Source organism: Citrobacter sp. XT1-2-2 (genome assembly GCF_023516235.1).
In the GTDB taxonomy this organism is placed as follows: domain Bacteria; phylum Pseudomonadota; class Gammaproteobacteria; order Enterobacterales; family Enterobacteriaceae; genus Citrobacter; species Citrobacter werkmanii.
In genome coordinates, this window is record NZ_CP097324.1 from 3,508,324 (window position 1) to 3,534,293 (window position 25,970).

A 25,970-nucleotide genomic window follows, 5' to 3' on the forward strand; every position below is an offset into this window, starting at 1 on the left:
ATAAGCGTCAGCGCATCCGGCAAAAAATCAACAGCACTTCGCGCCGCCTTTGCCCCCATAGCGCGCATCCTGCCGCTCGCGGAAAAACTCTTCGTAGGTCATTGGCGTCTGATCCGGATGCGTGACGCGCATATGCTCAACATAGTTGTCATAATCCGGCACACCGATCATCAAGCGGGCGGTTTGCCCTAAATACTTCCCAGCTTTGGAGAGCGTTTCAAACATAGTGATTCCCTGTCGTACAAACGCCCTCCCCGTACCGGAGAGGGCTTGTTGGTTAAGAGAATATTAGTGCGCGCCTTTCGCCTGCGCCACGATCTCTTCGACATTCTCAGGCATTGGTTCGTACGGCGTTTCTTTCGAAGTTGGTTTGTCCTCTTTCAGCGCTGCCAGCGCAGTTTTAATCGAGAACAGCCCCAGCACCACGACGACCACCATGAAGAAAATAGTGAGCCCCGCGTCCAGACGGTTGTTAAACACCAGTTGCGTCAGCTGCGACTGGGTGTACTGCGCCGGAATATTACCGCTGTCGATCATCGCCTGGAACTTGTTGGCGATAGCCAGGAAGCCAATTTTCGCATCCGGGCTAAACGCTTTCTGCCAGCCCGCAGTCAGAGTACAAATCAGCAGCCAGGCCGTTGGCACCAGCGCCACCCATGCGTAGCGCTGACGTTTCATCTTGAACAGCACCACCGCACAGAGCATCAATGCCATACCGGCCAGCATCTGGTTGGCGATACCAAACAGCGGCCACAGGGTGTTGATACCGCCCAGTGGATCCACCACGCCTTGGTGTAAGAAGTAACCCCAGGCCAGTACGCACAGCGCTGTAGCCAGCAGGTTCGCAGGCAGTGAATCGGTACGTTTCAGGCTCGGTGATACCACGCCCAACAGATCCTGCAGCATAAAGCGTGCGGCGCGGGTACCGGCGTCAACCGCCGTCAGAATAAACAGGGCTTCAAACAGAATGGCGAAGTGATACCAGAACGCCACATCCATCATGCCGCCCAGCGCACCATGCAGAATATACGCCATCCCAACGGCCAGCGTCGGCGCACCGCCTGCGCGGGAAATGATGGATTGTTCGCCGACTTCATTGGCGATTTGATGCAAGGTGTCCGGGGTAATAGCAAAGCCCCAACTGCTGACCACCTGCGCTGCAGAAGCCACGACATCCGCCGTACCCGCCGGAGCCAACACCGCCATCGGGCTGTTCATCGCAAAGTACACGCCCGGATCGATGATGCACGCGGAAACCAGCGCCATAATGGCGACAAAGGATTCCATTAACATTCCGCCATAGCCGATAAAACAGGCCTGCCCTTCGTTCGCCAGCATCTTCGGCGTGGTACCGGATGAGATCAGCGCGTGGAAGCCAGATACCGCACCACAGGCAATGGTAATAAACAGGAACGGGAACAGGTTACCGGTCCAGACCGGGCCAGTACCGTCAACAAACTTGGTCAGCGCAGGCATGGTCAGCGTCGGACGCATGATCAAAATCCCTACCGCCAGGCCAACAATGGTGCCGATTTTCAGGAAAGTAGAGAGATAATCACGTGGGGCCAGCAACAGCCATACCGGCAGCACGGCAGCGACAAAGCCGTAGCCCACCAGCATCCACGTCAGTTGTACGCCGGTAAAGTCAAAATACGGTGCCCAGGTCGGACTTTCGGCCACCCAACCGCCGGAAATAATGGCAAACACCAGGAATACCAGACCGATGACCGACACTTCGCCAATGCGGCCCGGACGCAGATAACGCAGGTAGATCCCCATAAAGATCGCCAGCGGAATGGTAAACGCGACGGTGTAGGTTCCCCACGGGCTGTGGGTCAGCGCTTTCACGACGATCATCGCCAGTACCGCGAGGATAATCACCATGATCATAAAACAGGCTACCAGCGCAATAACGCCCGCCGTTGGGCCCATCTCTTCTTTCACCAGTTCGCCAAGGGAACGACCATCGCGACGGGTAGAAACAAACAGCACCATGAAGTCCTGCACAGCCCCCGCGAGTACCACCCCTGCAAGCAGCCAGATCATACCCGGCAGATAACCCATTTGTGCCGCCAGTACCGGTCCGACTAACGGACCCGCCCCGGCAATCGCCGCAAAATGGTGACCGAACAGCACTTTTTTATCGGTAGGAACATAATCCAGACCGTCGTTATGGCGCACGGCTGGCGTCATACGCGTCGGGTCCAGCGCCAGCACATTTTTCGCAATGTACAAGCCATAGAAACGGTAAGCGATAAGGTAGACACAGACCGACGCCACGACTATCCACAACGCGTTGATCTGTTCACCACGGTTTAATGCGATATAGCCGAGGGCAAATGCTCCCATCACAGAGAGCACTGTCCAGACGAGGTACTTCCCTGATTTATTCATATTGATTATCCGTTGTCCAGGTCAGAGAGATGTTACATTTTGTTTCTATAACATCTTTTCTGAATTTAACAACATGACAACCATACAAACCCGAAGTATCACTGAGTTTTTACATTGCAGTGTTAACTAGATCACTTCATTTACCTGTTAACCCTGCAATTTCATTTTACTTTGTCGGGCGACTTCACCCCATCACCGCAGTACCTAATCGGCAGGTACAACAGCGTCGTCCTTGCTCATCAAAGATGACGATTTCCCAGCTTTGATTCTGCCGTCCAAGATGCAGCGGCTGACAAACGCCGCGCACTTTGCCCTGCGAAACCGCCCGATGGTGCGTGGCGTTCAGTTCTGTACCGACTACACACTGCCCGTCGCGGGTCATCAGATAACCCGCCATTGAACCCAATGTTTCGGCCAGTGCCGCCGACGCGCCGCCGTGCAGCAAACCAAACGGCTGATGCGTGCGGGTATCAACTGGCATTTCGGCCTCCAGCACATCATCGCCCAGTCGGGTATAAAGGATGCCTAAGTGCGCGACCATGGTGTTGTGGCTGGTGGCATTCAATTCATCCAGCGTGAGATGGCGTTTCCAGATCATCATCATGCTCCCAGCGTTGAGCCGCCATCCACCACGATATCCTGTAGCGTAATGTGGCTGGCAAGGTCGGAGGCGATGAATAAAATGGTGTTGGCGATCTCCTGCGGTCGGGCGATTTTCCCCAACGGGATACCAAGCTTAAACTGTTCGCCAAACCCGCGAATACGCTGCTCCTCCGCGTCATCACTGACCCATAACGTGCGCTGCATGTCAGTATCGGTCGAGCCTGGCGACACCACATTACAGCGCACACCGCTGCCCGCCAGTTCCAGTCCGACGGTGAGCGCCAGGCTTTTTAGCGCGGCTTTTGACGCCCCATAAGCACTCATGCCGATACGCGGTGTGTGCGCCGCATCTGAGGCGACGGTCACGATCGCCCCGCCCTGCTGGCGACGAAACTGCGCCATCGTCTGCTGAAACAGATTGAACGCGCCGCCAACGTTAACGGCAAACGTCTGCTGCCACTCTTCAACGCTCAGTGCGTCAGTGGCCCCCATGCGCAGAATACCGGCGGCATTGACCAACACATCCAGCCGCTCGCATGCTTTAAGGACTCGCTGGCACACCTCAGCCACCTGCCCGGCATCGGCCACATTCAGCACTTCGGTCGCAAACGGGTAGTTATCCTGAGGAAATTCGCGATCGAAGCCAGTCACCTGCGCGCCGGCTTTCACAAATGCCAGTGCCGTAGTGTAGCCAATGCCTTTACCCGCGCCGGTCACCCAGATGGTTTTCCCGGTAAAATCAAATCCGGCCATCAGTTCACCTCGCGGGAGAGTAGCTTCCACCAGGCGTCTATGGTCGGGTTTTTCGCCAGCATCACGAAATCAATATCGCCATGAACTTTACGCCAGCGTGCCGCCAGCGCCATCATGCGCACGGAATCCAGCCCGTAGTCGATCAGGTTTTCGTCATCCATTGGCTCCTCGGACTCATCCAACAGCGGCAGAATCACGCTGCGCAGCGCCTCTTTACTCGCCGGAACCGGCGTCGGCAAAAGTTCCTGGGTCATCACCACCCGACCGGAACGTCCCGCCACGTATTTCAGCGACATCAGGTGTTCATCACGGCTGAAGTCCGCCAACGCATCGGCGACCATAAACGGCTTGATATCGCGCATGAACGCGTCAGTCGCAGTGGTCATGCAACCAATATGGGCATACACACCGGTAATAATCAGTTGATTTCGGCCAGTATCTTTAAGCATCTGCTCCAGCGGAGAGCGATGAAATGCGCTGTAACGCCATTTCACCAGGATGGTATCCGCCTCATCGGGAGCCAGCGCATCAACGATTTTTTGCTGTTCCGGCGAACGCGTCAGGCCCGGTCCCCACATATCATTCAGCAGGGCGCGGTCTTCATCGCTCTGTTCTTTGGGTTGCGCGGTGTAATACACCGGAATGTTATGCTCTTTGCAGTACTGACGCAGTGCGGCAATGTTAGCCACCACTTGCGCCATCATCGGGCAGTTATCCCCCCAAAAGCCGATAAAATAGTCCTGCATGTCGTGGATCAGCAGCGCGGCGCGTTCAGGTTCAAACGTCCAGTCGACTTTATTGGCTGGAACATCAAGCGCCGTAGGCAGTGCATAAGACTGCAGTTTAGGAATTGCCATCTCTTTTTCTCCTTCAGGCCAGTGAACGTGACGCCAGCCACTGACGTAATTGTTTTTTATCCACTTTACCGACCGGGGTTAGCGGGAGTGACTCAACGCACTCCACACGGTCAGGTAATTTGAATTCCGCCACGCCCTGGTCACGCAGGAAACGGCGCGCCTGTACCGCGCGCAGCGGCTCTTTCACCACCAGCCATGCACAGCTTTTCTCGCCCATCAGTTCGTCATCCATACTGACCAGAGCGGCATGGATCACCGATGGGTGGCGTAACAGCAGGTTTTCAATTTCTTCTGCTGCGATCTTCTCGCCCCCCCGGTTGATCTGATCCTTCTCACGCCCTTGTACGGTGATATAGCCATCCTGATCGATAGCGATCAGATCGCCGGAGCAGTAAAAACCGTTGGCGTCAAAAGCGCTGGCATTATGCTCCGGGCTGTTGAAGTAACCCCGGAAGGTGTACGGACCTCGCGTCATCAGGCGGCCCGTTTCGCCCTGCGACAGGGGATTACCATCAGCATCGGCGACCCAGACTTCATCATCCGGACACATCGGACGGCCCTGGGTATTGATGATGCGCTCAGGGCTGTCGTCCAGACGGGTGTAGTTCACCAGCCCTTCCGCCATGCCAAAAACCTGCTGCAACTGGCAGCCAATCTCCGCCGGAATACGCGCCGCAAGCGAGGCGGAAAGCCGTGCCCCACCGACCTGCAGCAGCGTCAGCGAAGCCAATTGCGCATTGCTCCCCCACTCCGCAATCGCCTGCAGCCACAGGCTCACCGCCGGCGGCACCAGCGCCGTGACGTTAACCTGATGCTGTTCAATCAGCGGGAAGCACAGGGTTGCGCTCGGGTCAGCCGCCAGAACCACCGTGCCGCCAGCGAGGAACACGCCAAGCGAACCAGGCGAACTCATGGCGTAGTTATGCGCCGCCGGGATCGCGCACAGATAGCGCGTTTCCCTAGTGAAGCGGCAGATCTCATTACTGCGACGCACGCTGTAGTAGTAATCGTTATGGGTACGAGGAATAAGCTTCGGCGTCCCGGTGGTACCGCCAGAAAGCTGGAAGTACGCCACTTCATCAGCAGGCGATGGCGTCGCGGTAAAATCAGCCGCAGGCTGGTCGATCGCCATTTGCAGGTTATGTTCACCTTCATCATTGCGCAGTTGCACCACGCGCACTGAATTGTGTTCAGCCACAAAGGTATTGAGAAAATCTTCCCCGCTAAACAGCGCATGCTGGCGATCGGCGATCAGTAACGCGGGTGCGATCTGTTTAGCATAAGCATTGAGTTCGTTACGCTGATGGCTAAACAGCGCCAGCACCGGAGCGACGCCCAGCTTGAGTAACGCAAAGAAGGTGATGTACAGCTCAGCCACATTGCCCAGTTGTACCAATGCGGTTTCGCCGGGTTTGATTCCCTGACGACGCAGGCTGCAGGCGAGATTGTCAGTCGCCTGATTCAACTGGCGATAGCTCAGATGGCGTTCACCATCAATGACCGCCGTATGGTCGCTCTCGGCGTGACGGGTCAGAATGTCGGTCAGCGGCAAATCCTGCCAGTAGCCTTTTTCACGGTAACGGCGGGCAAACTCCTCCGGCCAACGGGTGAAAGGAATACTCATCATGACTCCTTAATGCAGTCCAAAAACATTCAACATGGTGGCAAGCTTGGCTCCCGTTTCACGCCATTCCGCAACCGGAGAAGACGCAGGCACAATACCGGCACCGGCAAAGAAACGAACCTGATTACGCAGCAGCTTCGCGCAGCGGATCGTCACCACCCATTCGCCATTACCTTCAGCATCACACCAGCCGACGATGCCGCCGAACAAGTCGCGATCGAACGGCTCCAGCTCGGCGATAATGTTGCGCGCAACCTGATGCGGGAAACCGCTCAGCGCAGGCGTCGGATGCAACAGGCACGCCAGCGTCAGCGCGTTTTCCTCTGCGTTGGCTTTTCCTTCAAACGGCGTGCCGAGGTGCCAGAGCGTAGGCGTAGTGACCAGTTGCGGAGAGGAAGGGAGTTGCAATTCACTGCTGCGATCGCGCAACACGGCTTTCATCGCCTGCGTCACCAGGTCGTGCTCATGGCGATCCTTCTCAGACGCCAACAGGCGGATCCCCGCTTCCCTGTCCAGCACATCATCAGGCTGACGGCGCGCCGAGCCGGCCAAAGGCAACGAGCTGAAATGGTCGCCTTCTTTGCGTAACAGCAGTTCCGGGCTGGCGCCAAGCAATACGCCACCGTCTTCAATGGGGACATGGAAGTTGTAACTCGCCGGATTTTGCGCCACCAGACGCTCCAGCAGCGCACCGCTGTCAATGTTGGCATCGGTGGTGATATCGATCAGACGTGACAACACCACTTTGTCGACTTCCGGCGTGGCCGTCAGCGCAGCCGCCCGGGCGACCATCTCTTCAAAAAAGTCCTGTTCCGGAATCGATTTACGCTCAACGACGTTTAATGACTGATGCCGGTTAAAGTAACGTGATGATTGCTGCTTTGCCGTGCGAGAGAAGCTCTGCCACGATAGGGGAATAAACAGCGATGATGGCTGGCGGGTATCGAAAGGAATTGCCCCGACCATAATGGGGTTAGCGATGCCCTGCGATTTGGCATCAGCAAACAATGCGTGCATTTTGTGTTGGAAAGGGCTGTCTGGCGAATCGCCATCAATTGCCGGTTCCGCATAGCGGGCGAAGCATCCTGACGTCGTAAAACTACGATACGGCGACATAAAGAAAAAACTGTCGGGTGCGAGCGTCGGCATAGTCTGCGTTTTTTCCTCGGCCAGTGACATATCCATATCATCCTCCAAAAATGATAAAGGCTCTAATAATGATTATCATTTATATTTTCGGTCGCTAACCTAAAAGCAAAGCGGCTGTATGTCAACTCTTGTGGCAGCACAATGTGCGACTTTGGCTTGCATCCTCGCTCGCTAACAATGAAAATGAGAAGCATTAACCATACTGATAACAGGAAGCTGATTCGTGAGTCTCCCCTCTTTTCGTCGCACCGTGCTTTTACTGACTGGTTTGTTTATTTCAGGAATTTCTTTAGGTCACGCCGCCGACTGGCCGCGTCAGATCACCGACAGCCGTGGCACGCATACGCTGGAGCATAAGCCGCAGCGCATTGTCTCCACCAGCGTCACCCTTACCGGCTCGCTGCTGGCGATTGATGCCCCGGTCATCGCCAGCGGCGCCACCACGCCGAACAACCGCATTGGCGATGCGCAGGGCTTTTTACGTCAATGGAGCGACGTGGCCAGGGAACGCAAACTCAGCCGTCTGTACATCGGCGAACCAAGTGCGGAAGCCGTCGCGGCACAAATGCCGGATCTGATTCTGGTAAGCGCCACCGGCGGCGACTCCGCCCTCGCGCTATACGATCAGTTGTCCACCATTGCGCCCACGCTTATCATCAACTACGACGACAAAAGCTGGCAGACGCTGCTGACGCAACTGGGTGAAATTACCGGTCAGGAGACGCAGGCAGCCGCGCGAATTGCCGAATTTGATAAGCAACTGCAAGCGGTTAAGCAACGGATCACCCTACCGCCACAGCCGGTCAACGCGCTGGTCTATACCGCTGCGGCGCACAGCGCCAATCTTTGGACGCCTGAGTCGGCACAGGGCAAGCTGATGGAACAGTTAGGCTTCACGCTGGCGCCGCTACCTGCCGGTTTGCACACCAGCCAGAGCCAGGGCAAACGCCACGATATCATCCAGCTTGGCGGTGAAAATCTGGCGGCTGGCCTGAACGGCGAAGCGCTGTTCCTGTTTGCTGGCGACAGCAAAGATGCCGACGCCATTTATGCCAATCCGCTTCTGGCGCATCTGCCAGCCGTGCAAAATAAACGTGTTTACGCCCTGGGCACGGAAACCTTCCGTCTCGACTACTACAGCGCGACGCTGCTGTTGCAACGTCTGTCAGCTCTCTTTTAATCGCCAGCGCCGGATGCGGCTAACGCCCTATCCGGCCCGTCAGGTATTCACAGGCATTTGCCGGAATCGACGTAATTCCCCCAGCAACAACAGCAGTAGCAGACCGACAATCACCAGCCCAAATCCACTTACGCTTGCCGAGGCGACCGGCGTCATCATCGCACCCAAACCACCTAACAACGCCGCGCCAATCGCGTCCCCGGTGACGTTCTGCGCCGTCCACAAACCGTTAATTCGCCCGAGCATCGCTTCTGGCGTCTGCGTCTGTAACAGGGTGTACTGCAACAAAGAGCTAACCGCACTTAACCAACCGAACAGCGCCAGGCAGACAACCCCAAGCTCCCAGACCGGCATCAACCCAAACAGACCGATAGCCAGGAATGAAGCCACGGTAGAACCCAGCATGATCAATCCCGGACGAACGCTGTGCGCCAGCTGTCCGCTGGTCAAAGCGCCCACCGCCGCGCCAAGAGGAATGGCCGCATACAACAAACCAATTTGCGCGCTCGACATCTGCCAGTTAATCGCCAGCGCCGGATACAGCACCCGCACGGCGCTCGCCATGGTCAACAGGCCGCCGAGCAGCGCAATGCCGCCAATCAGCGGACTGGCGAGCAAAAAGCGAAATGCTGCCAGCAGCGATTTCAGCGGATGCTCGCGCGGCTGCGGCGGTGGAGGTAACGCGGGAAGGCTCAATAAAGGCAGTAAGGTTATGAACGTGCCTGCTGCCGCCAGGCCGTAGTTCCAGGCCACGCCACCGGTCGCCAGCAGTACCCCACCAAGCATCGGCGAAATGACCGAACCCAAACGCACCGTCAGCATGGTAATCGCCCCGGCCTGCATCAAATTCTCCCTCCCGACCAACGCCGGCGTTGCTGCCAGCAAAGCCGTCACGCCCAGCGAGGCAAAGAAACCGTCCCATAAGCCAAGCAGATAAATCGCCAGTAACGACGGTTCGGGCAGCAGCGCATTCAGACACAAACCAATAAAGCCGACGCCACAGGTTCCACGCGCCAACAGGATCACTTTTTTACGCTCATAGCGGTCGGCCAGTACGCCGCCAACCATCAGGCCAATAAACATTGCGCTACCGGTCAATGTCACCGATAAACCCACTTGCCAGGTTGACTGGGTCATCATCTGGATCTGTACCGGAACCGCCACACCGAGTAGCCCCAAAGAGACAATGGAAATAAAACGAGCGAGGAAGACGGCGCGAAATGCAGGGTGGGTTTTTAACAGGCTGAGATTAAGCAGCCAGGATTGTCGATTCATTACAGAGCCTTACCAGGTACTTTTTCAATATCCATTCGATGGCTGCACATGCTAACATATCCAAATAAGATCGATAACGATAATTACTATCATTATCAGGGAAGTTGATATGTCATGCTCTGTTTCCGCGACACGCGCTTTCGCCGTGCCCGGACTATTGTTATTACTTGTTCTCACCACGGTATTAAGTCTGGTCATTGGCGCAAAATCGCTACCTGCATCCGTGGTGCTGGATGCACTCATCGGCAGTTGCCAAAGCGCGGATTGCACCATTGTGCTGGACGCGCGACTGCCACGCACGCTGGCAGGACTGCTCGCCGGCGGCGCGCTGGGTCTGGCGGGCGCCTTAATGCAAACGCTCACGCGTAACCCGCTCGCCGATCCGGGGATCCTTGGCGTTAATTCTGGCGCCAGCTTCGCCATCGTGCTGGGCGCGTCGCTGTTCGGTTTCTCTTCCCCACAGGAACAATTGCTGATGGCTTTTTCCGGGGCGCTGATCGCCTCGCTGATTGTAGCGTTTACCGGTAGCCAGGGCGGCGGGCAGCTCAGTCCGGTACGACTGACGCTGGCGGGCGTTGCGCTGGGTGCAGTACTCGAGGGGCTATCCACCGGCATCGCCCTACTCAACCCGGACGTCTACGATCAGTTGCGATTCTGGCAGGCCGGTTCGCTGGATATCCGCAGCCTGCAAACGCTGAAGGTGGTGCTGGTGCCGATATTGATTGCCGCGGCTGCCGCATTGTTTCTCAGCCGCGCCCTGAATAGCCTGAGTCTTGGTAGCGACACTGCTACCGCGCTGGGCAGTAAAGTCGCCCGCACGCAGTTTATTGGCCTGCTGGTGATTACCGTACTGTGCGGCAGCGCGACCGCAATTGTCGGTCCTATCGCCTTTATCGGCCTGATGATGCCGCATATGGCGCGCTGGCTGGTGGGGGCGGATCACCGCTGGTCATTGCCCGTCACCCTGCTGGCAACCCCCTCTCTGCTGTTAATTGCCGATATCATTGGTCGCCTGATTGTCCCCGGCGAACTGCGTGTTTCGGTAGTCAGCGCATTTATCGGCGCGCCGGTGCTCATCTTTCTGGTTCGCCGTAAATCGCGCGGGGGTGGCGCATGATGCACCTCTCCCGTCGTCTGGTCATCAGCAGCCTGCTGCTGGTTGTAGGCTGTCTCGCCGTTGGCTTGTGGAGCCTGCGTAGCGGCGTCGTTACGCTGGAAACTCAGCAAATTATTGCCGCTCTGTTCGGCGATGCGCCGCGCAGTATCACGCTGGTGGTCACCGAATGGCGTTTGCCGCGCGTGCTCATGGCGTTATTGATTGGCGCGGCGCTCGGCGTGAGCGGCGCAATATTTCAGTCGCTGATGCGCAACCCGCTGGGCAGCCCGGATGTGATGGGTTTCAATACCGGTGCCTGGAGTGGTGTACTGGTGGCAATGGTGCTGTTTGGACAGCATCTCACCGCTATCGCGCTGGCGGCTATGCTGGGTGGGATCCTGACTTCACTGGTGGTCTGGGCGCTCGCCTGGCGCAACGGCATCGACACCTTCCGGCTGATTATTATCGGTATCGGCATACGCGCTATGCTGGTGGCGTTCAACACCTGGCTGCTGCTGAAAGCGTCATTAGAAACCGCATTAACGGCCGGACTGTGGAACGCCGGCTCGCTCAATGGCCTGACCTGGGCCAAGACCTGGCCTTCTGCCCCGCTGATTATTGTGATGCTGGTGTGCGCCACACTGCTGGTGCGCCGGATGCGTTTACTGGAAATGGGTGACGACAGCGCCTGTGCGCTAGGCGTCAGCGTTGAGCGTTCGCGTCTGATGATGATGCTGGTCGCCGTGGTACTGACCGCCGCCGCCACCGCGCTGGCAGGTCCAATTTCCTTTATTGCTCTCGTCGCCCCCCATATTGCGCGTCGACTTAGCGGCACATCCCGCTGGGGATTAACCCTGTCAGCGCTATGCGGCGCGCTGCTGCTGCTGATGGCGGATTTATGCGCCCAACAGCTGTTTATGCCTTATCAGCTTCCGGTGGGCGTTGTCACCGTAAGCCTCGGCGGTATTTATCTTATCGTCTTGTTAATTCAGGAGTCCCGCAAAAAATGATCGAATCAGTTGCCCGTTTGCGCGGCGACCAGTTAACGCTGGGTTATGGCAAGTTTACCGTCGCGGAAAATCTCAATGTGTCGATTCCCGACGGTCACTTTACCGCGATTATTGGGCCAAACGGCTGCGGGAAATCAACGCTACTGCGCACACTGAGTCGTCTGATGACGCCCGCCCACGGCAAGGTTTGGCTCGACGGTGAGCATATTCAGCACTATGCCAGCAAAGAGGTCGCACGCAGAATAGGTTTGCTGGCGCAAAACGCCACCACGCCGGGTGATATTACCGTACAGGAGCTGGTTGCTCGCGGGCGTTACCCACATCAGCCGCTGTTTACCCGCTGGCGGCAAGAAGATGAAATCGCGGTAAACACAGCGATGCAGGCCACAGGGATCACCCATCTGGCGGCGCAAAGTGTAGATACGCTTTCCGGCGGACAACGCCAGCGCGCATGGATTGCAATGGTGCTGGCGCAGGAAACATCGATTATGTTGCTCGATGAACCCACCACCTGGCTGGATATCAGTCATCAGATTGATCTGCTGGAGCTGCTCAGTGAGCTAAACCGGGAGAAGGGTTATACGCTGGCCGCCGTTCTGCACGACCTCAATCAGGCCTGTCGCTATGCAACGCACCTGATTGCGCTGCGTGACGGAAAAATTATTGCCGAGGGGGCGCCGAAGGAGATAGTTACGGCGGAGCTTATCGAAAAAATCTATGGATTACGCTGTATGATTATCGACGATCCGGTTGCCGGCACGCCGTTAGTCGTACCGCTAGGGCGTAACAAATAGCGAGAGTTAACGTATGGCGGCTGCCTGCCGCCATACGGCAATTAATCACACCAGTTGCTGATCGATAAACGCCATTTTTTGCTTACGCGACACCATGGCGTAGTTCAGCAGAACGCCGCCACAGGCCACCATACCACCCAGTAACGCAGCCAGAATAACGATCATCGATTTAGCCGGACCATCTTTTTTCACCGGCAGCGAAGGTGAAAGCTGATATTTAAACGGCGTAAATTTTACGTCGCTCACGTTCATGGCTAACAGTTGATCAACGTGATATTGGCGGTTACGTAATTCTCCGTTAATTTCCGCAACATCTGTTACTGATTTTTCAATTTCTAATTTACGCGAGATACCATCAGCGCCCAGTGAAATAGAGAAATCAGGATCATCTTTCACCGCCTGGCCATTACTGTAGACCGGCTTTTTAATCCCGGCGGCATTCGCAATCTCCAGGGAGTAGTTGAGGCGCTGAATATTTGCTTCCATCTGGTTTTTGAGCCTGACGCGATCCATCGCCAGTCTTTCTTTTTCATAACTGGTTTTGATGAACAGTTTATTGCGAATATCTTCCAGCGTTTCTTTCTCAACAATAGAAGAAATATAATGGATATAACCCTGTAGCACAGACTGGGCTTCTTCGGCCTGAGGGGCGGTAAAGCTCAGCGTCCATGAGGTATACAGCGAGGTCTCATTCTTTTTTCCCACATTGCTGTCAACCGCGGTCATTTTTTCACTGAGCCTGACGATTGCGCGGTGCAGGTCCATTTCGTCAATATCAGCGCCTTTCAATTGATCCATCACATAGGGTGAAGATCGCAGATAATTTTCTAACAATGAGGGCGACTGGAATTTTTTGATAAACAGGTTAAACACATCACTGCGGCTGACGTTAATATCCATATCCAGTACGCGCAATTTGGTCAACGTATTCTCGAGATCCTGCCACTGAACGGGTTCTGCCGGCGTCACGATGGCCTGACTGGTCCATTTTTGCGGCAGCAGGAAAGAGACCAGAATACCCACGCAGGCAAAAGCGAAAACGGTAGCCACAATTTTCGTCCTGGCGCGCCATAAGATTTCGACCAGGTTAATTAAATCAATTTCGTTGGCGTTTACCGTAGGCTGAGGATAAGCAGTAAATTCTGAAACGTTGTCTTGCTTAATATTCAATGATGACATGTTGCGTGACCTGAAAACTTTCCCAAAAGAAAAACACTCCCGTGGGAGAAGTCTACCAGCTAGTCAGAATTATCTGAAACTTTCTTTACGCATCCGCCCCTACCAAAAATTATCTTCGGAATTTATTCACTCCCTTCGCCACCCAATTCCACACCAAAGCAACAACTCCACAACATGACATTGCATTATGGAGTTGTTCGATTGCCGTAATAGCAAAAGTGACTTTGTTACGCAGATTGATTAATCAACGCATTGATTACAGGCCCTATCGTCACAAACGCGGTGGGAGAAATGATGTCGACATGCGCGCAGTCGTGACGATAAACCTCCAGACTGGATATCCACGGTGACCAACTACGTTCAGGGCTAACGTCCTGCGGTAATGTGCGTTCAGCCACGAACAACGTAGCGTGACCCGCAAAAGCTACGCTGTGGGCTGTGGTTAACAGGCGAACCGCATCCGCATAATTGCCTTCGATAGCGTTGAATAACGCGTCAGACGCATTCCCCTGCTGTGCAGCCAGGAACGCTTCACGTTCACGCTCGATCTCCGCCAGTACGGCAGGATCCAAGCCATTGGCCTCTTTTTCCTGCCAATTTTGCGTTTCAGGCGGCCAGGTATCCAGCAGCCCCAGGAAGGCAACATCCTCCCCCCGGGCGTGTAAACGCGCGGCAATCCCCTGCGCCAGCGTCCCCCCCAGCGAGTAACCTAATAAATAGTATGGACCGTGAGGCTGCTGGTTAAGCAGCGTTGCCAGATGATGGTCACATACCGCATCGAGGTTTTCCGCCGTTTGCATGGGTCCATCCGGTCGCGGCGACTGAATGCCTGTAATCGACCACTGCGGGCTGAGGTAACGCGACAGCACGCTAAACTGCCAGGCAAAACCCGACGCGGGATGGAAGCAAAACAGCGTTGGGCCGTGACTTTCACGCAGCGGCAGCAGCGTCTCAAACCCCAGATGCTGCGACTGTTCATCATCATCACTCTCCAGCAATGCGCTGAGTTGTTCAACGGTAGAAGCCACCATAATCTGACCTGGCGTCACCTGTCGTTCAAACATACGACTCAATTGCGCCGCCAGCTTCATCGCCAGCAGAGAATGTCCGCCCAGCGCGAAGAAATCTGCCTCCACATCATTGACCTCACAATCCAGCAAGGCCGCAAAAGAGTGCGCAATGGTGGTTTCGATCCCAAGGCGCGGCGCACGTCCCGTTGTGCGTGACGTTAGCTGAGGCATCGGTAACGCTTTACGATCCAATTTACCGTTCGCGCTGAGCGGCAGCTCCGCCAGTTGCAGCAATACCGTCGGCACCATATGCGCTGGCAGTTTTTCGCGCAGACACTCCCGCAATGCAGAGGTGTCCAGCGGTAAACCCGATTGCGACACCAGATACCCCACCAGTTGACGCGCATCGCCGCCGGTCGCCGCTGCCTGATTAAATACGCAGGCATGGGCAACAGCATGCTCGACGTCGGGCAGTTGCTGCATCACCCGATCAATTTCCCCCAGTTCAATACGCTGTCCGCGAATTTTAAGCTGGTCATCGCTGCGCCCCAGGTATTCCACCGCGCCATTTTCCAGCCAGCGGGCCACATCCCCGGTACGGTACATGCGTTCACCGGCATTGAACGGATCGGCGATAAAGCGGCTTGCCGTCAGATCCGCTCGTCCCAGATAACCCTGCGCCAGTTGGATCCCCGTCAGGTATAGATCACCCGCTACGCCGAAGGGCACCGGACGCATCATGGCATCGAGGATCCGCAAACCGGTGTTCCATACCGGATAACCAATCGGCACGCTGTTGCCGGTTACGGCGGCGAGCGCTTCCCCCCAGGCCGGATACCAGCTCACATCAACCGCCGCTTCAGTTGGTCCGTACAAATTGTGCAACGGCGCATGGGTTAACTGTTCCCACTCACGACATAAATCTGCAGGCAAGGCTTCGCCGCTGCAGAATACCTGCTTCAGCGAAGCACAACTTTTCTGCGCAGTTTCTGGCGTCAATGACGCAATAAAAGCAGCCAGCATGGAAGGAACAAAGTGAGTGGTCGTCACCCCGTATTGGGCGAAGAATTGCTGCATCGCCAGCGGATCGCGGTGCGCCTCGGGCTCCGCCATCACCAATTTTGCGCCGGCAATAAACGGCCAGAAAAATTCCCACACCGAGACATCAAAACTGCATGGTGTTTTTTGCGCCACCACATCCTCTGCCGTCAGCGGATAGTGATTTTGCATCCATAACAGGCGATTGACGATCGCCGTTTGCCCGACCATCACCCCTTTGGGTCTGCCGGTAGAACCGGAAGTAAAAATGATATAGGCCGTTTGATGCGGTTGAGAGAGGGCCAACGGCGCGGTATCTCCCGCTGGCAGCGGCGCGTTGTAGCACAGACTTTCCAGCCCCGGGATATCGCCAAAGCGCGCCAGTTGATCATCGGTGGCGATCACTAATTTTGGCTTTGCATCTTCGAGCATCATCCGCAGGCGATCGTCCGGGTATCCGGTATCCAATGGCAGCCAGGCGGCTCCGGCTTCAACAATACCGTGCAGCGCCAGCGTCAAGAATACTGAACGCGGTAATGCCACGGCAACGCTGTCACCTGGCTGTACGCCCCGCGCGCGCAGTAGCTGCGCCAGCGCCACAACCTGCTGGCGCATTTCACGATAACTAAACTGATAACGAGCATCGGCCAGCGCCGGGGCATCCGGTGTTTTATCGGCCTGCTGTGCCACTAGCGCGCTCAGCGTCGTGGCCGGGATCTCCACGGTCGTGTCGTTAATCTTCGCCAGTTGCTCATACTCCGCTGGCAACAGCATCCCGGCCTCACCACAGCATAGCGCCGGATTGTCGGCAAACTGTTCGATAAGCGCGGTTAAACGCGATGCGTGTTGCGCCAGTGTCGCGGCATCATAACGCTGTTTATTGGCGAGGATTTCAATACTCAGCCCACCGTTTTCATCCGGGAATAGCGCCAGCTCAAGATCGTTGACCGGGCCTGTCGCCAGGGTATGGGTCTGCGCCTGAACGCCGGGAATATTTAGCTGATAATCGAATATTTTCACGTTCAGCACCGGGCCAAACAGCGGCTCGGTACCGGCTGCACGCCCGCTGTCGCGCACAATTTGTTCAGCGTCATAACGCTGATGTCGGCGCATTTTCTTCAACTGCCCTGCCAACCGCTGTGCCAGCGCAGGCAAGCTTTCTGCCGCATCCAGCCTCACGCCAAAGGGCAAAACGTTTAAAACCGGTCCGGTGGACGTGAGTGCCGCCGATCCCATACGCCGCATAAAGATAAATCCGGCGGCATAATCCATTCGGCTGCATAAACGTCCCAGCCACAACGCTACCAGCGCGAGGGCCAGATCCGCACGCTGCACATCAGGCATACGTGCTGCAAGCTGGCGGAACGCGCCTTCAGGCGCGGTGAGCTTCAGACGAATAATATCGGCACTGGCCGAGCGCCCCGGCAACGGTTTGTTCGACAACGACGCCGGGGGCGGTAACTGTTTACGCTGCTCGGTCCAGAAAGTAGCATCACGTTGCCAGGCATCGCTTTGACGATACTGTTGATACTCTTCCACGACCTCGGCAAACGGCGTAAAAGGAGAATCCGGCGTGGGTTCGCCACTCTGCCATGCGCAGTAAATGGCGGCTATCTGGCGGGTAATGGCGGGAAAGCTGAAGCCATCAACCAGCAGATGATGGTAACGCTGATACCAGTACCAGCGGTTATCACCTACCTGAATGAGCTGATGGAAAACCAACGGTTTATGGCCATCAGCGCGTAAGTCCTGTTGCAGATCGGTCTGCATCAGTGCGCGGGCTGCTTCATGTGGGTGAGATTTTTCGCGCAGGTCGAAAATTTCAGGTTCCGCGAAGGTGAGCGCAGGATCAACCCATTGCCAGACCTCGCCGTTATCTTCGCTAAACCGCATCCGCAGAGTATCAGCCTGCTCCAGACCGGCAACGATTGCCTTTGCCAGCAACGGCGCGTTCAGTTCACCGGTTAATTCTACGTAGTGCGCCACGCTCCACGCCGAGGGCAAGGTGGAGAGTTTTTCCGCCATCCAGATCCCCGGCTGAGCCGCGACTAACGGTAAACGCTGAGTCATTGAGCCTCCTGCACATCAATGTAGTTTGCTGGCGTCAGCGTGGTCCAGTTTGCATCCAGCCATTGCTGGCAGGCTTCCTGCGATTGCGGTTCGCACGCGACTTGCCAGCCAGCAGGAAGTGAGCACTGCTGCGGCCAGAGGCTAAACTGACGCTGTGGGTTTTGCAGAATGTAAAACTGGCCCTGCGGATTATCGAAGGGGTTACTGAACTCCATACTCAACTCCTGTCGTGGAACATCGTCCGGTTAAATCGTCTCGGAAAGCGGCTGCCAGAGCGTCATTAGCCCTTGCATCAGGCCACCGCGCCAACAAAGCGCATCGTGTCCGCCATCAACCTGACGCCAGAAAATAGATTGTGGTGCAGAGGGTAATTGGGCATATAGCGCCTGATTGGCACGAAAAATTATCGGCTCGCGGATCCCGGCCTCCAGAACGATACGCAGCCCCTGAACACTGATCTTGCCGCTCTTCAGTTGTTCAACAATCGCCCCATCCTGATGACCGCCGCGATGCGGCCACCAGAAAGAACCGGACTGGCTGAGCACACAGCCAAAGCGCGCGGGCCAGTTCAGCCCGGCATACAGCGCAGACAACCCGCCAAAACTTTGTCCGGCAACCACCGTGCGCTGCGGATCGTCACTGAACGCAGTGGTCGTCTTCACCAGCGGCAAAAGCTCCTGCTGTACCGCCAACCAAAAATCGGCGTTACACGGCAGTTCGCGGCTACGATGAGATGTGTCGATAGCGTCAATCAGGAGATATACGGCGGGAGGGAGATCTCCGCGGTGCGTGAGCGAAGCCAGCGCAGGCCACACCGGCATACTTTGCGCCCAAAACTGACCGTCCAGCAGGATAGCCAGCGGACGTGCTTCTGGTTGGTCGTCACCGGTGGTAAATACCCATACGCGACGCGTATTGCAAAGCCTGGCGCTGTGCCATTGCAGGCAAACTGCGGGGCAATCGGGAGCCGCGGGCTGATCCCAGCCGGGCTGTACGGGAGCGTCTGGCATTTCGAGCGCTGACACCGCATGGCCACGACCTCCCCGCCAGCTCTGCGGATTGAGAGGATCGGCAATCGCCTGCGGTAACAATTGTCGCCAGCCTTCACGCAGCACGTTTCGGTCAGGCGTTTCGTCCACCGCCAGCGCGGCAAAAATGTCATCCCGCGCGGTGGGAATGAAGCAGTAGCTACCGCGCCAGTTGGCGCTGAGGGAAACACTCCAGCACCAAACATTTGTACCGTTAATGCGTTGCATCGACTGAGGGGGGACATTTTGATGATGGTCGGTGACGCCGGTGATATAGACCCACACACGACGAATGGCTGACTCTTTTTCCGTTCCCTGCGGGTCACGCCACCAGAAGGTTACCCGATAATTTCCGTTCTCTTCACGCTCCCACTCCGGGCCTTTTTTCGACTGCCACCACGCTTCGCTTCCCGTCTTTAACGTCGTCACCGCCATAACCCCATGTTTACTGTGAATTTTTATGATCTAGTGTGAAATATATTGATAATATTATTGATAACTATTTGCATTTGCAATAGCGTATTGTCGCGCTGTGGGAAGCGCGCACAGTTTTTCACCACTTATAAACCGACCTGGCGCTGCGTACTTTTTCTGGAACGGAGGGTTTACGCGGATGCGGGCGACATCAGACCAAATGCCGCACCACGGCACATGGGTACTCGTGGCTAAAAGAACAGCAGGACATACAATGAACAACAAGATTCATTCACTGGCCTTATTGGTCAATTTAGGGATTTACGGGGTAGCACTGCCAGCAATGGCAGAAGATCAAACTGATAACGCCGCTGTCTCTCATGAAGACACCATCGTCGTTACCGCCGCGCAGCAAAACCTGCAGGCGCCGGGTGTTTCAACCATCACCGCGGATGAAATCCGTAAAAATCCTCCCGCGCGCGATGTTGCGGAAATCATCCGTACCATGCCTGGCGTTAACCTGACCGGCAACTCAACCAGCGGCCAGCGCGGTAACAACCGTCAGATTGATATTCGTGGTATGGGTCCAGAAAACACCCTGATTCTGATCGACGGTAAGCCGGTGACCAGCCGTAACTCCGTGCGTCAGGGCTGGCGCGGCGAGCGTGATACCCGTGGCGATACCGCCTGGGTGCCACCGGAAATGATCGAGCGTATTGAAGTGCTGCGTGGTCCTGCCGCAGCACGTTACGGCAACGGAGCTGCGGGCGGCGTGGTGAATATCATCACCAAAAAAGGCAGCAATGAATGGCACGGTTCGTGGGATACCTATTTCAATGCCCCGGAACACAAAGACGAAGGCTCGACCAAACGTACCAACTTTAGCCTGAACGGCCCAATGGGCGGGGATTTCAGCTTCCGTCTGTACGGTAATCTGGATAAAACGCAGGCCGATGCCTGGGATATCAACCAGGGTCATCAGTCAGAACGTACCGGCACCTACGCCAATACCTTACCGGCCGGTCGTGAAGGCGTTATCAATAAAGACATTAACGGCGTAGTTCGCTGGGATTTCGCCCCGCTCCAGTCGCTGGAACTGGAAGCGGGTTATAGCCGCCAGGGCAACCTGTACGCAGGCGATACCCAAAACACCAACACCAACCAACTGGTGAAAGATAACTACGGGAAAGAGACCAACCGTCTTTATCGTCAGAACTACTCTCTGACCTGGAACGGCGGCTGGGATAATGGCGTTACCACCAGCAACTGGGTGCAATATGAACATACGCGTAACTCCCGTACGCCGGAAGGTCTGGCGGGAGGAACCGAGGGGATCTTTGACCCGAATGCGTCACAAAAATATGTCGATGCCGACCTGAATGACGTCATGCTGCACAGTGAAATCAGCATTCCACTGGACCTGCTGGTCAACCAAAACCTGACGCTCGGTACCGAGTGGAACCAGCAGCGCATGAAGGATATGCTCTCCAATTCGCAGACCTTTATGGGCGGTGATATCCCAGGTTACAGCAGCACCAACCGCAGCCCGTACTCCGATGCGGAAATTTTCTCTCTGTTTGCTGAAAACAACATGGAACTGACCGACAGCACCATGCTGACGCCGGGTCTGCGTTTCGATCACCACAGTATCGTCGGCGATAACTGGAGCCCATCTCTGAACCTGTCACAAGGTCTGGGCGATGACTTCACCCTGAAGATGGGGATTGCGCGCGCCTATAAAGCGCCAAGCCTGTATCAGCTCAACCCGAATTATATTCTCTACAGTAAAGGCCAGGGTTGCTACGCCACTGGCTCCGCCACCGGCATCGGTTGCTACATGATGGGCAACGACGATCTGAAGGCCGAAACCAGTATCAACAAAGAGATTGGTCTTGAGTTTAAGCGTGACGGCTGGCTGGCCGGGGTAACCTGGTTCCGCAACGATTACCGCAACAAGATTGAAGCGGGGACGGTACCGTTCGACAGAACGTCCATCACCAGCAAAGGGAAGACGACTTACACCGATATCTATCAGTGGGAAAACATTCCTAAAGCGGTGGTTGAGGGTCTGGAAGGTACGCTGAACGTGCCGGTTAGCGAAACCGTTACCTGGACCAACAACATCACTTACATGCTGCAAAGTAAGAATAAAGAGACCGGCGAACGCCTGTCGATTATTCCTGAGTACACGCTGAACTCGACCCTGAGCTGGCAGGCACGCGAAGATTTGTCGCTGCAATCCACCTTCACCTGGTACGGTAAACAGCAGCCGAAAAAATATGATTACCAGGGCAAACCGGTAACCGGCAGTTCGGCGAGTGAAGTCAGCCCGTACAGCATCGTCGGCCTGAGCGCGACCTGGGATGTGACGAAAAACGTCAGCCTGACCGGCGGCGTGGATAACGTCTTTGACAAGCGTTTATGGCGTGAAGGTAATGCCCAGACCACGGGCGATATTGTGACCGGAAACTATATGGCGGGCGCGGGCGCGAACACCTATAACGAACCAGGCCGGACGTGGTTCATGAGCGTTAACACACACTTCTGATAACGTTTCCCCCTCTCCTCCCTGCGGGGAGAGGGAAAGCATAACCATGATGCACACCACGCACACACCGCTCACTTTCGCAGACCACACGCTGCACATTGTCGAGTTCGATCCCGCCAGCTTCCATGAGCAGGACCTGCTCTGGCTGCCCCACCACGCTCAGCTCCTGTCCAGTGGACGTAAGCGTAAAGCAGAGCACTTAGCAGGACGTATTGCCGCAGTACATGCATTACGTGAATACGGTATCAAAACTGTGCCCGGCATCGGCAGGCAACGCCAACCATTGTGGCCGCAAAATCTGTTTGGCAGCATCAGCCACAGTGCATCGACAGCGCTGGCGGTGGTATCAAGACAGCCGGTGGGTATTGACATAGAAGCCATTTTTACGCCGAAAACGGCAGCCGAACTGGCAAGTAGCATTGTCACTCATGCTGAGAAAGAATTGTTGGCAAACGGCTGCTTGTCTATTGAACAGGCGCTCACCCTGGCGTTTTCCGCCAAAGAGAGCGCTTTTAAAGCAACCCAGGCATCAAGACAAGCAGACGCCGGGTTTACGCAATATCAAATCGTGGTGTTACAGCATAACCAGATGATCCTCCGCGCACACCACCAAACGTATCGTGTGCAATGGCGTTTTTCGGACAACGCTGTAATCACACTGGCAACAGTATAGAATTCAAAGCAGTTCACGGACCAGAGCAGCGATGGCTGCGGCGTCAAAGCCATGGTACTGGCGTAACCAGCCACGATCAGCCGCCGCCGCGAACTCCCCATCCTGGATGCCTAAACGCTTCAAAATTGCCCCCATTCCGGCCTCTGCCAGCACTTCGGCCACCAGGCTTCCCAACCCGCCATTAATATTATGCTCTTCCACGGTAATCACCGCTTTACAGCCTTGTAACGCAGATAACAGGGCTTTGGTATCGCAGGGGCGAATTGAAGGCACACTGACCACCTTCGCCTGAATTCCCACGTCAGCCAACAGCGCGGCGGCATCGACAATTTCATGAACTGTAGAACCGGTCGCCATCAGCGCCACAGCCCCCCCTTCACGCAGCGTCAACACCGCTCCTGGGACAAAACGGTAATTCTCGTCATGAAGCTCCGGCAGCGCTTTTCCGTCAAGACGGATATAAACTGGTCCCTGATAGCCAAGCGCGTAATCGATAATCTGGCGGCACTCCCGCGGCGAAGACGGGGCGAAAATCTGGATGTTGCCGAAGCCTCGCATAATGGCAATATCATCGATCGAATGGTGAGTGCTCGCTAGCGGGCCATAGCTGGCACCGGCATTGAGACCGAATAACTTCACGTTGGTATTGTTGTAGCAAACATCGACTTTAATTTGCTCATTGGCGCGGGAGATAAGGAATGGCGCGGCGTTACAGGTGACAGCCACTTTACCGCCGAGGGCTAGTCCTGCCGCCGTTCCAACCATGCTTTGTTCGGCGATACCTACGTTGACCAACCGACCTGGAAACTGCTTTATAAAAGGCGCAATTTTCGCGGTTGATGTTGAGTCCGCGACAACAGGCACCAGATCAACACCATTTTCTACTGCATCGATAAACGCCTGAACCATGACGTTCGCGAGGTGTTCTGTATTACTCATCTTTCAATTCCTCCAGTGCCAGTTCGATCTCTTCACCTTTGGGCACACGATGGTGCCATTCAGGACGCCCCTGGATAAACGATATACCCGCGCCTTTCGTGGTATTGGCAATGATGACGTTAGGTTTACCTTCCTGCTTCAGTCCTTCCAGGGTAGCGACAACCGACGCCATATCATTCCCCTGGCATTCAGTCACCGTCATACCAAACGCTTGCCATTTCGCGGCGAGCGGATCGGTATTCATGATTTCGCGAGTCGGTCCGGCTAATTGAAGGTTGTTCTTGTCATTAATAATGACCAGGTTGTCGAGACCATAATGCGCCGCAGCCAGCGCCGCCTCCCAGTTACTCCCTTCGGCAAGTTCGCCATCGCCGGTAATTAAAAAGATGCGGCGGGAACTGTTGTTTTTTTTCGCAGCCAGCGCCAGCCCCACCGCAACAGGCAAACCGTGACCCAGCGCACCGGTATTCAATTCGATACCCGGCGTTTTCTGGCGAACCGGATGTCCAGGAAGATGGGAATTGGCATGCTGGTAGGTTTCCAGCCACTCCACGGGGAAAAAGCCCGCTTCCGCCAGAACACAGTAATAACAGCCCACCGCATGGCCTTTGGATTGAATGTAGATGTCCCGATTCTCATCCGTGATGCGATCAGGCCCCACATTTAATATTCGAAAATAGAGCGCGGTCAGCACCTCAACCTGGGAGAGATCTGCGCCAGTGTGCCCGCCCGCAGGGCTGTTGGCATTTAATCTGACGATGTGACGGCGCACGGCTCGCGCTTTACGCTCAAGAGTCTGGATATCATAGTTCCAGGGATTCATTTAACACCTCTGAATTTATTTTCAATATGGAATATTTATTCCTGCTGGGACTAAAAAAACCAGACATCCCCATGTTTAGCATCATTAGGCTTACGCCGCTGCATCATACTCAGGAACATTCTGCCTCCTTACCACGACCACGCTGGCGCTGATAATAATCAGTTGACCGGCAATCATCTTGAATATATATTCAAGAATGACTCTTTATTCAATTATGTAACCAGATTTTCGTATTTGTCCATAGCTGTTTTTGAGGATTGGTTAAAGTTAGAGCTTTATCACACTTACCTGTCTTCATTTTTCGCGTATGATAAAACGCTCTAAGATATGGCGATACGTAAATGATTTTCGAGGAAATATATGGCTAAGCAGGACGAACAACGGCTATTGGTTAAAATCGCTACCCTTTACTACCTTGAAGGACGCAAACAGTCCGATATCGCTCAACTTCTCTCGCTTTCTCAGTCGTTTATCTCCCGCGCTATCACCCGCTGTCAGAAAGAAGGGGTAGTGAAAATCAGCGTCGTTCAGCCCTCGAATATCTTCCTGAATCTTGAAAAAGGCATCGAGGAACGTTACGGAATTAAGCAGGCCATTGTGGTTGATACCGAAGAGGATGCCAGCGACCATACCATCAAACGCGCCATTGGCTCTGCTGCAGCCCACTATCTGGAAACCCGATTGCGCCCTAAAGATCTTGTGGGGGTTTCCTCATGGAGCTCAACAATCCGGGCGATGGTGGATGAAGTCCATACGCAAAACCTGAAAGCCGGCGGGGTGATTCAATTGTTGGGCGGCGTGGGTCCCAACGGCAACGTGCAGGCAACAATTCTGACGCAGACGCTGGCGCAACATCTGAACTGCGAGGCCTGGCTGCTTCCCTCGCAGAGTATTGAAGGCTCGGTTGAAGAGAAAAACCGTCTGGTTGCCAGCAAAGATGTCGCCGATGTCATTTCACGCTTTGATAATGTCGATATCGCCATTGTTGGCGTCGGGATCCTCGAACCATCGCAGTTGCTGAAAACCTCGGGCAACTACTACCACGAAGATATGTTGCAGGTCCTGGCCGATCGCGGCGCAGTCGGTGACATTTGCCTGCATTACTACGATAACAAGGGCCAGCCGGTCTTACAGGATGACGAAGATCCAGTGATTGGTATGGCCCTCGACAAGGTAAAAAAATGCCCCAATGTCGTGGCGCTGGCGGGTGGTACAGACAAAGTTGCCGCCATTAAAGGGGCGCTAAATGGGGGCTATATCGACGTACTAATTACTGACTACCCTACCGCCCGGATGCTGGTCACAGGCTAATTCCGCAACCTCTTATAGCCTTTGCACGAAAGAAACCGGAGGCAAAGGCTACTCAAAAAACATATATATTTCAATAAACTGAAAGGTTTCACCTCCTCTTACTTTCGTATCCTTTTTGTTACTGTCCCACCTGTGTAAGTGTGATTCTCAGCACAATTGATGATTTTTTCGGTAGCCCAACGGAAATATTCTGGCTAAGGTA

The 25,970-nt window shown here is 55.2% G+C and carries 21 protein-coding genes; 7 read left to right on the top strand and 14 right to left on the bottom strand.

Going from position 1 to position 25,970, the window contains the following annotated elements; genetic code table 11:
- Positions 1 to 27: 27 nt before the first annotated feature.
- From M4I31_RS16870 to entC, 7 genes are all read right to left on the bottom strand, one after another.
- Positions 28 to 225 carry a YbdD/YjiX family protein gene (locus tag M4I31_RS16870; protein WP_006685574.1) on the bottom strand — a complete coding sequence of 66 codons (198 nt, stop codon included), beginning with the start codon at positions 223 to 225 and terminating at the stop codon, positions 28 to 30.
- 63 nt (positions 226 to 288) lie between these two features.
- Entirely contained in the window at positions 289 to 2,394 is a 2,106-nt protein-coding gene (cstA, locus tag M4I31_RS16875; protein WP_006685575.1) for a pyruvate/proton symporter CstA, read from the bottom strand.
- A gap of 184 nt (positions 2,395 to 2,578) precedes the next feature.
- Positions 2,579 to 2,992: a proofreading thioesterase EntH gene (gene entH / locus M4I31_RS16880; protein ID WP_085047763.1), complete on the bottom strand. Its 414-nt coding sequence runs from the start codon at positions 2,990 to 2,992 to the stop codon at positions 2,579 to 2,581.
- 2 nt (positions 2,993 to 2,994) lie between these two features.
- Positions 2,995 to 3,750 carry a 2,3-dihydro-2,3-dihydroxybenzoate dehydrogenase EntA gene (gene entA, locus M4I31_RS16885; protein WP_085047543.1) on the bottom strand — a complete coding sequence of 252 codons (756 nt, stop codon included), beginning with the start codon at positions 3,748 to 3,750 and terminating at the stop codon, positions 2,995 to 2,997.
- Positions 3,750 to 4,607, bottom strand: a complete 858-nt coding sequence (locus M4I31_RS16890) for an isochorismatase (RefSeq protein ID WP_085047544.1) — start codon at positions 4,605 to 4,607, stop codon at positions 3,750 to 3,752. Before M4I31_RS16890 ends, entA begins: the two co-directional genes overlap by 1 nt.
- 13 nt (positions 4,608 to 4,620) lie before the next feature.
- A complete protein-coding gene (gene entE / locus M4I31_RS16895; protein WP_085047545.1) occupies positions 4,621 to 6,231 on the bottom strand; it encodes a (2,3-dihydroxybenzoyl)adenylate synthase EntE in 1,611 nt (536 codons plus the stop codon).
- Between the two features lie 9 nt (positions 6,232 to 6,240).
- Positions 6,241 to 7,416 (bottom strand): isochorismate synthase EntC, encoded by a 1,176-nt coding sequence (gene entC, locus M4I31_RS16900; RefSeq protein WP_085047546.1) that lies wholly within the window; start codon positions 7,414 to 7,416, stop codon positions 6,241 to 6,243.
- A 187-nt stretch (positions 7,417 to 7,603) separates the two neighbouring features.
- On the opposite strand from entC, the gene fepB reads away from it, so the two are divergent.
- Positions 7,604 to 8,560 carry a Fe2+-enterobactin ABC transporter substrate-binding protein gene (fepB, locus tag M4I31_RS16905; protein WP_085047547.1) on the top strand — a complete coding sequence of 319 codons (957 nt, stop codon included), beginning with the start codon at positions 7,604 to 7,606 and terminating at the stop codon, positions 8,558 to 8,560.
- Between the two features lie 39 nt (positions 8,561 to 8,599).
- On the opposite strand, the gene entS is transcribed toward fepB, so the two are convergent.
- On the bottom strand, positions 8,600 to 9,835 hold the full coding sequence (gene entS, locus M4I31_RS16910) for an enterobactin transporter EntS (RefSeq protein WP_069323130.1): 1,236 nt from the start codon (positions 9,833 to 9,835) through the stop codon (positions 8,600 to 8,602).
- 109 nt (positions 9,836 to 9,944) lie between these two features.
- On the opposite strand from entS, the gene fepD reads away from it, so the two are divergent.
- Genes fepD through fepC form a run of 3 tightly spaced genes read left to right on the top strand, consistent with a single transcriptional unit; the run spans position 9,945 to position 12,735 of the window.
- Positions 9,945 to 10,952, top strand: a complete 1,008-nt coding sequence (fepD, locus tag M4I31_RS16915; RefSeq protein ID WP_085047548.1) for a Fe(3+)-siderophore ABC transporter permease — start codon at positions 9,945 to 9,947, stop codon at positions 10,950 to 10,952.
- Complete coding sequence (fepG, locus tag M4I31_RS16920) at positions 10,949 to 11,941, top strand: iron-enterobactin ABC transporter permease (RefSeq protein WP_085047549.1); 993 nt, start codon at positions 10,949 to 10,951, stop codon at positions 11,939 to 11,941. The genes fepD and fepG overlap by 4 nt, the downstream gene beginning before the upstream one ends.
- Entirely contained in the window at positions 11,938 to 12,735 is a 798-nt protein-coding gene (fepC, locus tag M4I31_RS16925; protein ID WP_038638617.1) for an iron-enterobactin ABC transporter ATP-binding protein, read from the top strand. The genes fepG and fepC overlap by 4 nt, the downstream gene beginning before the upstream one ends.
- A 45-nt stretch (positions 12,736 to 12,780) precedes the next feature.
- Here the strand turns inward: fepC and wzz(fepE) are convergent, their stop codons facing one another.
- The 4 genes from wzz(fepE) to fes form a co-directional block, all read right to left on the bottom strand.
- Positions 12,781 to 13,914 (bottom strand): LPS O-antigen length regulator Wzz(fepE), encoded by a 1,134-nt coding sequence (wzz(fepE), locus tag M4I31_RS16930; protein ID WP_085047550.1) that lies wholly within the window; start codon positions 13,912 to 13,914, stop codon positions 12,781 to 12,783.
- 227 nt (positions 13,915 to 14,141) lie between these two features.
- On the bottom strand, positions 14,142 to 18,032 hold the full coding sequence (entF, locus tag M4I31_RS16935; RefSeq protein WP_085047551.1) for an enterobactin non-ribosomal peptide synthetase EntF: 3,891 nt from the start codon (positions 18,030 to 18,032) through the stop codon (positions 14,142 to 14,144).
- On the bottom strand, positions 18,029 to 18,247 hold the full coding sequence (locus M4I31_RS16940) for an MbtH family protein (RefSeq protein WP_038638608.1): 219 nt from the start codon (positions 18,245 to 18,247) through the stop codon (positions 18,029 to 18,031). Before M4I31_RS16940 ends, entF begins: the two co-directional genes overlap by 4 nt.
- 30 nt (positions 18,248 to 18,277) lie before the next feature.
- Positions 18,278 to 19,495 (bottom strand): enterochelin esterase, encoded by a 1,218-nt coding sequence (fes, locus tag M4I31_RS16945; protein ID WP_085047552.1) that lies wholly within the window; start codon positions 19,493 to 19,495, stop codon positions 18,278 to 18,280.
- Positions 19,496 to 19,748: 253 nt separating this feature from the next.
- Here fes and M4I31_RS16950 point away from each other — a divergent pair, with 253 nt between their 5' ends.
- Entirely contained in the window at positions 19,749 to 22,022 is a 2,274-nt protein-coding gene (locus M4I31_RS16950; protein WP_069323126.1) for a TonB-dependent siderophore receptor, read from the top strand.
- 49 nt (positions 22,023 to 22,071) lie between these two features.
- Complete coding sequence (gene entD, locus M4I31_RS16955; RefSeq protein ID WP_085047764.1) at positions 22,072 to 22,695, top strand: enterobactin synthase subunit EntD; 624 nt, start codon at positions 22,072 to 22,074, stop codon at positions 22,693 to 22,695.
- 3 nt (positions 22,696 to 22,698) lie between these two features.
- On the opposite strand, the gene M4I31_RS16960 is transcribed toward entD, so the two are convergent.
- Positions 22,699 to 23,634: a transketolase family protein gene (locus M4I31_RS16960; protein ID WP_085047553.1), complete on the bottom strand. Its 936-nt coding sequence runs from the start codon at positions 23,632 to 23,634 to the stop codon at positions 22,699 to 22,701.
- A complete protein-coding gene (locus M4I31_RS16965) occupies positions 23,627 to 24,457 on the bottom strand; it encodes a transketolase (RefSeq protein WP_085047554.1) in 831 nt (276 codons plus the stop codon). Before M4I31_RS16965 ends, M4I31_RS16960 begins: the two co-directional genes overlap by 8 nt.
- 360 nt (positions 24,458 to 24,817) lie before the next feature.
- Here M4I31_RS16965 and M4I31_RS16970 point away from each other — a divergent pair, with 360 nt between their 5' ends.
- A complete protein-coding gene (locus tag M4I31_RS16970; RefSeq protein WP_085047555.1) occupies positions 24,818 to 25,768 on the top strand; it encodes a sugar-binding transcriptional regulator in 951 nt (316 codons plus the stop codon).
- Positions 25,769 to 25,970: the final 202 nt, after the last annotated feature.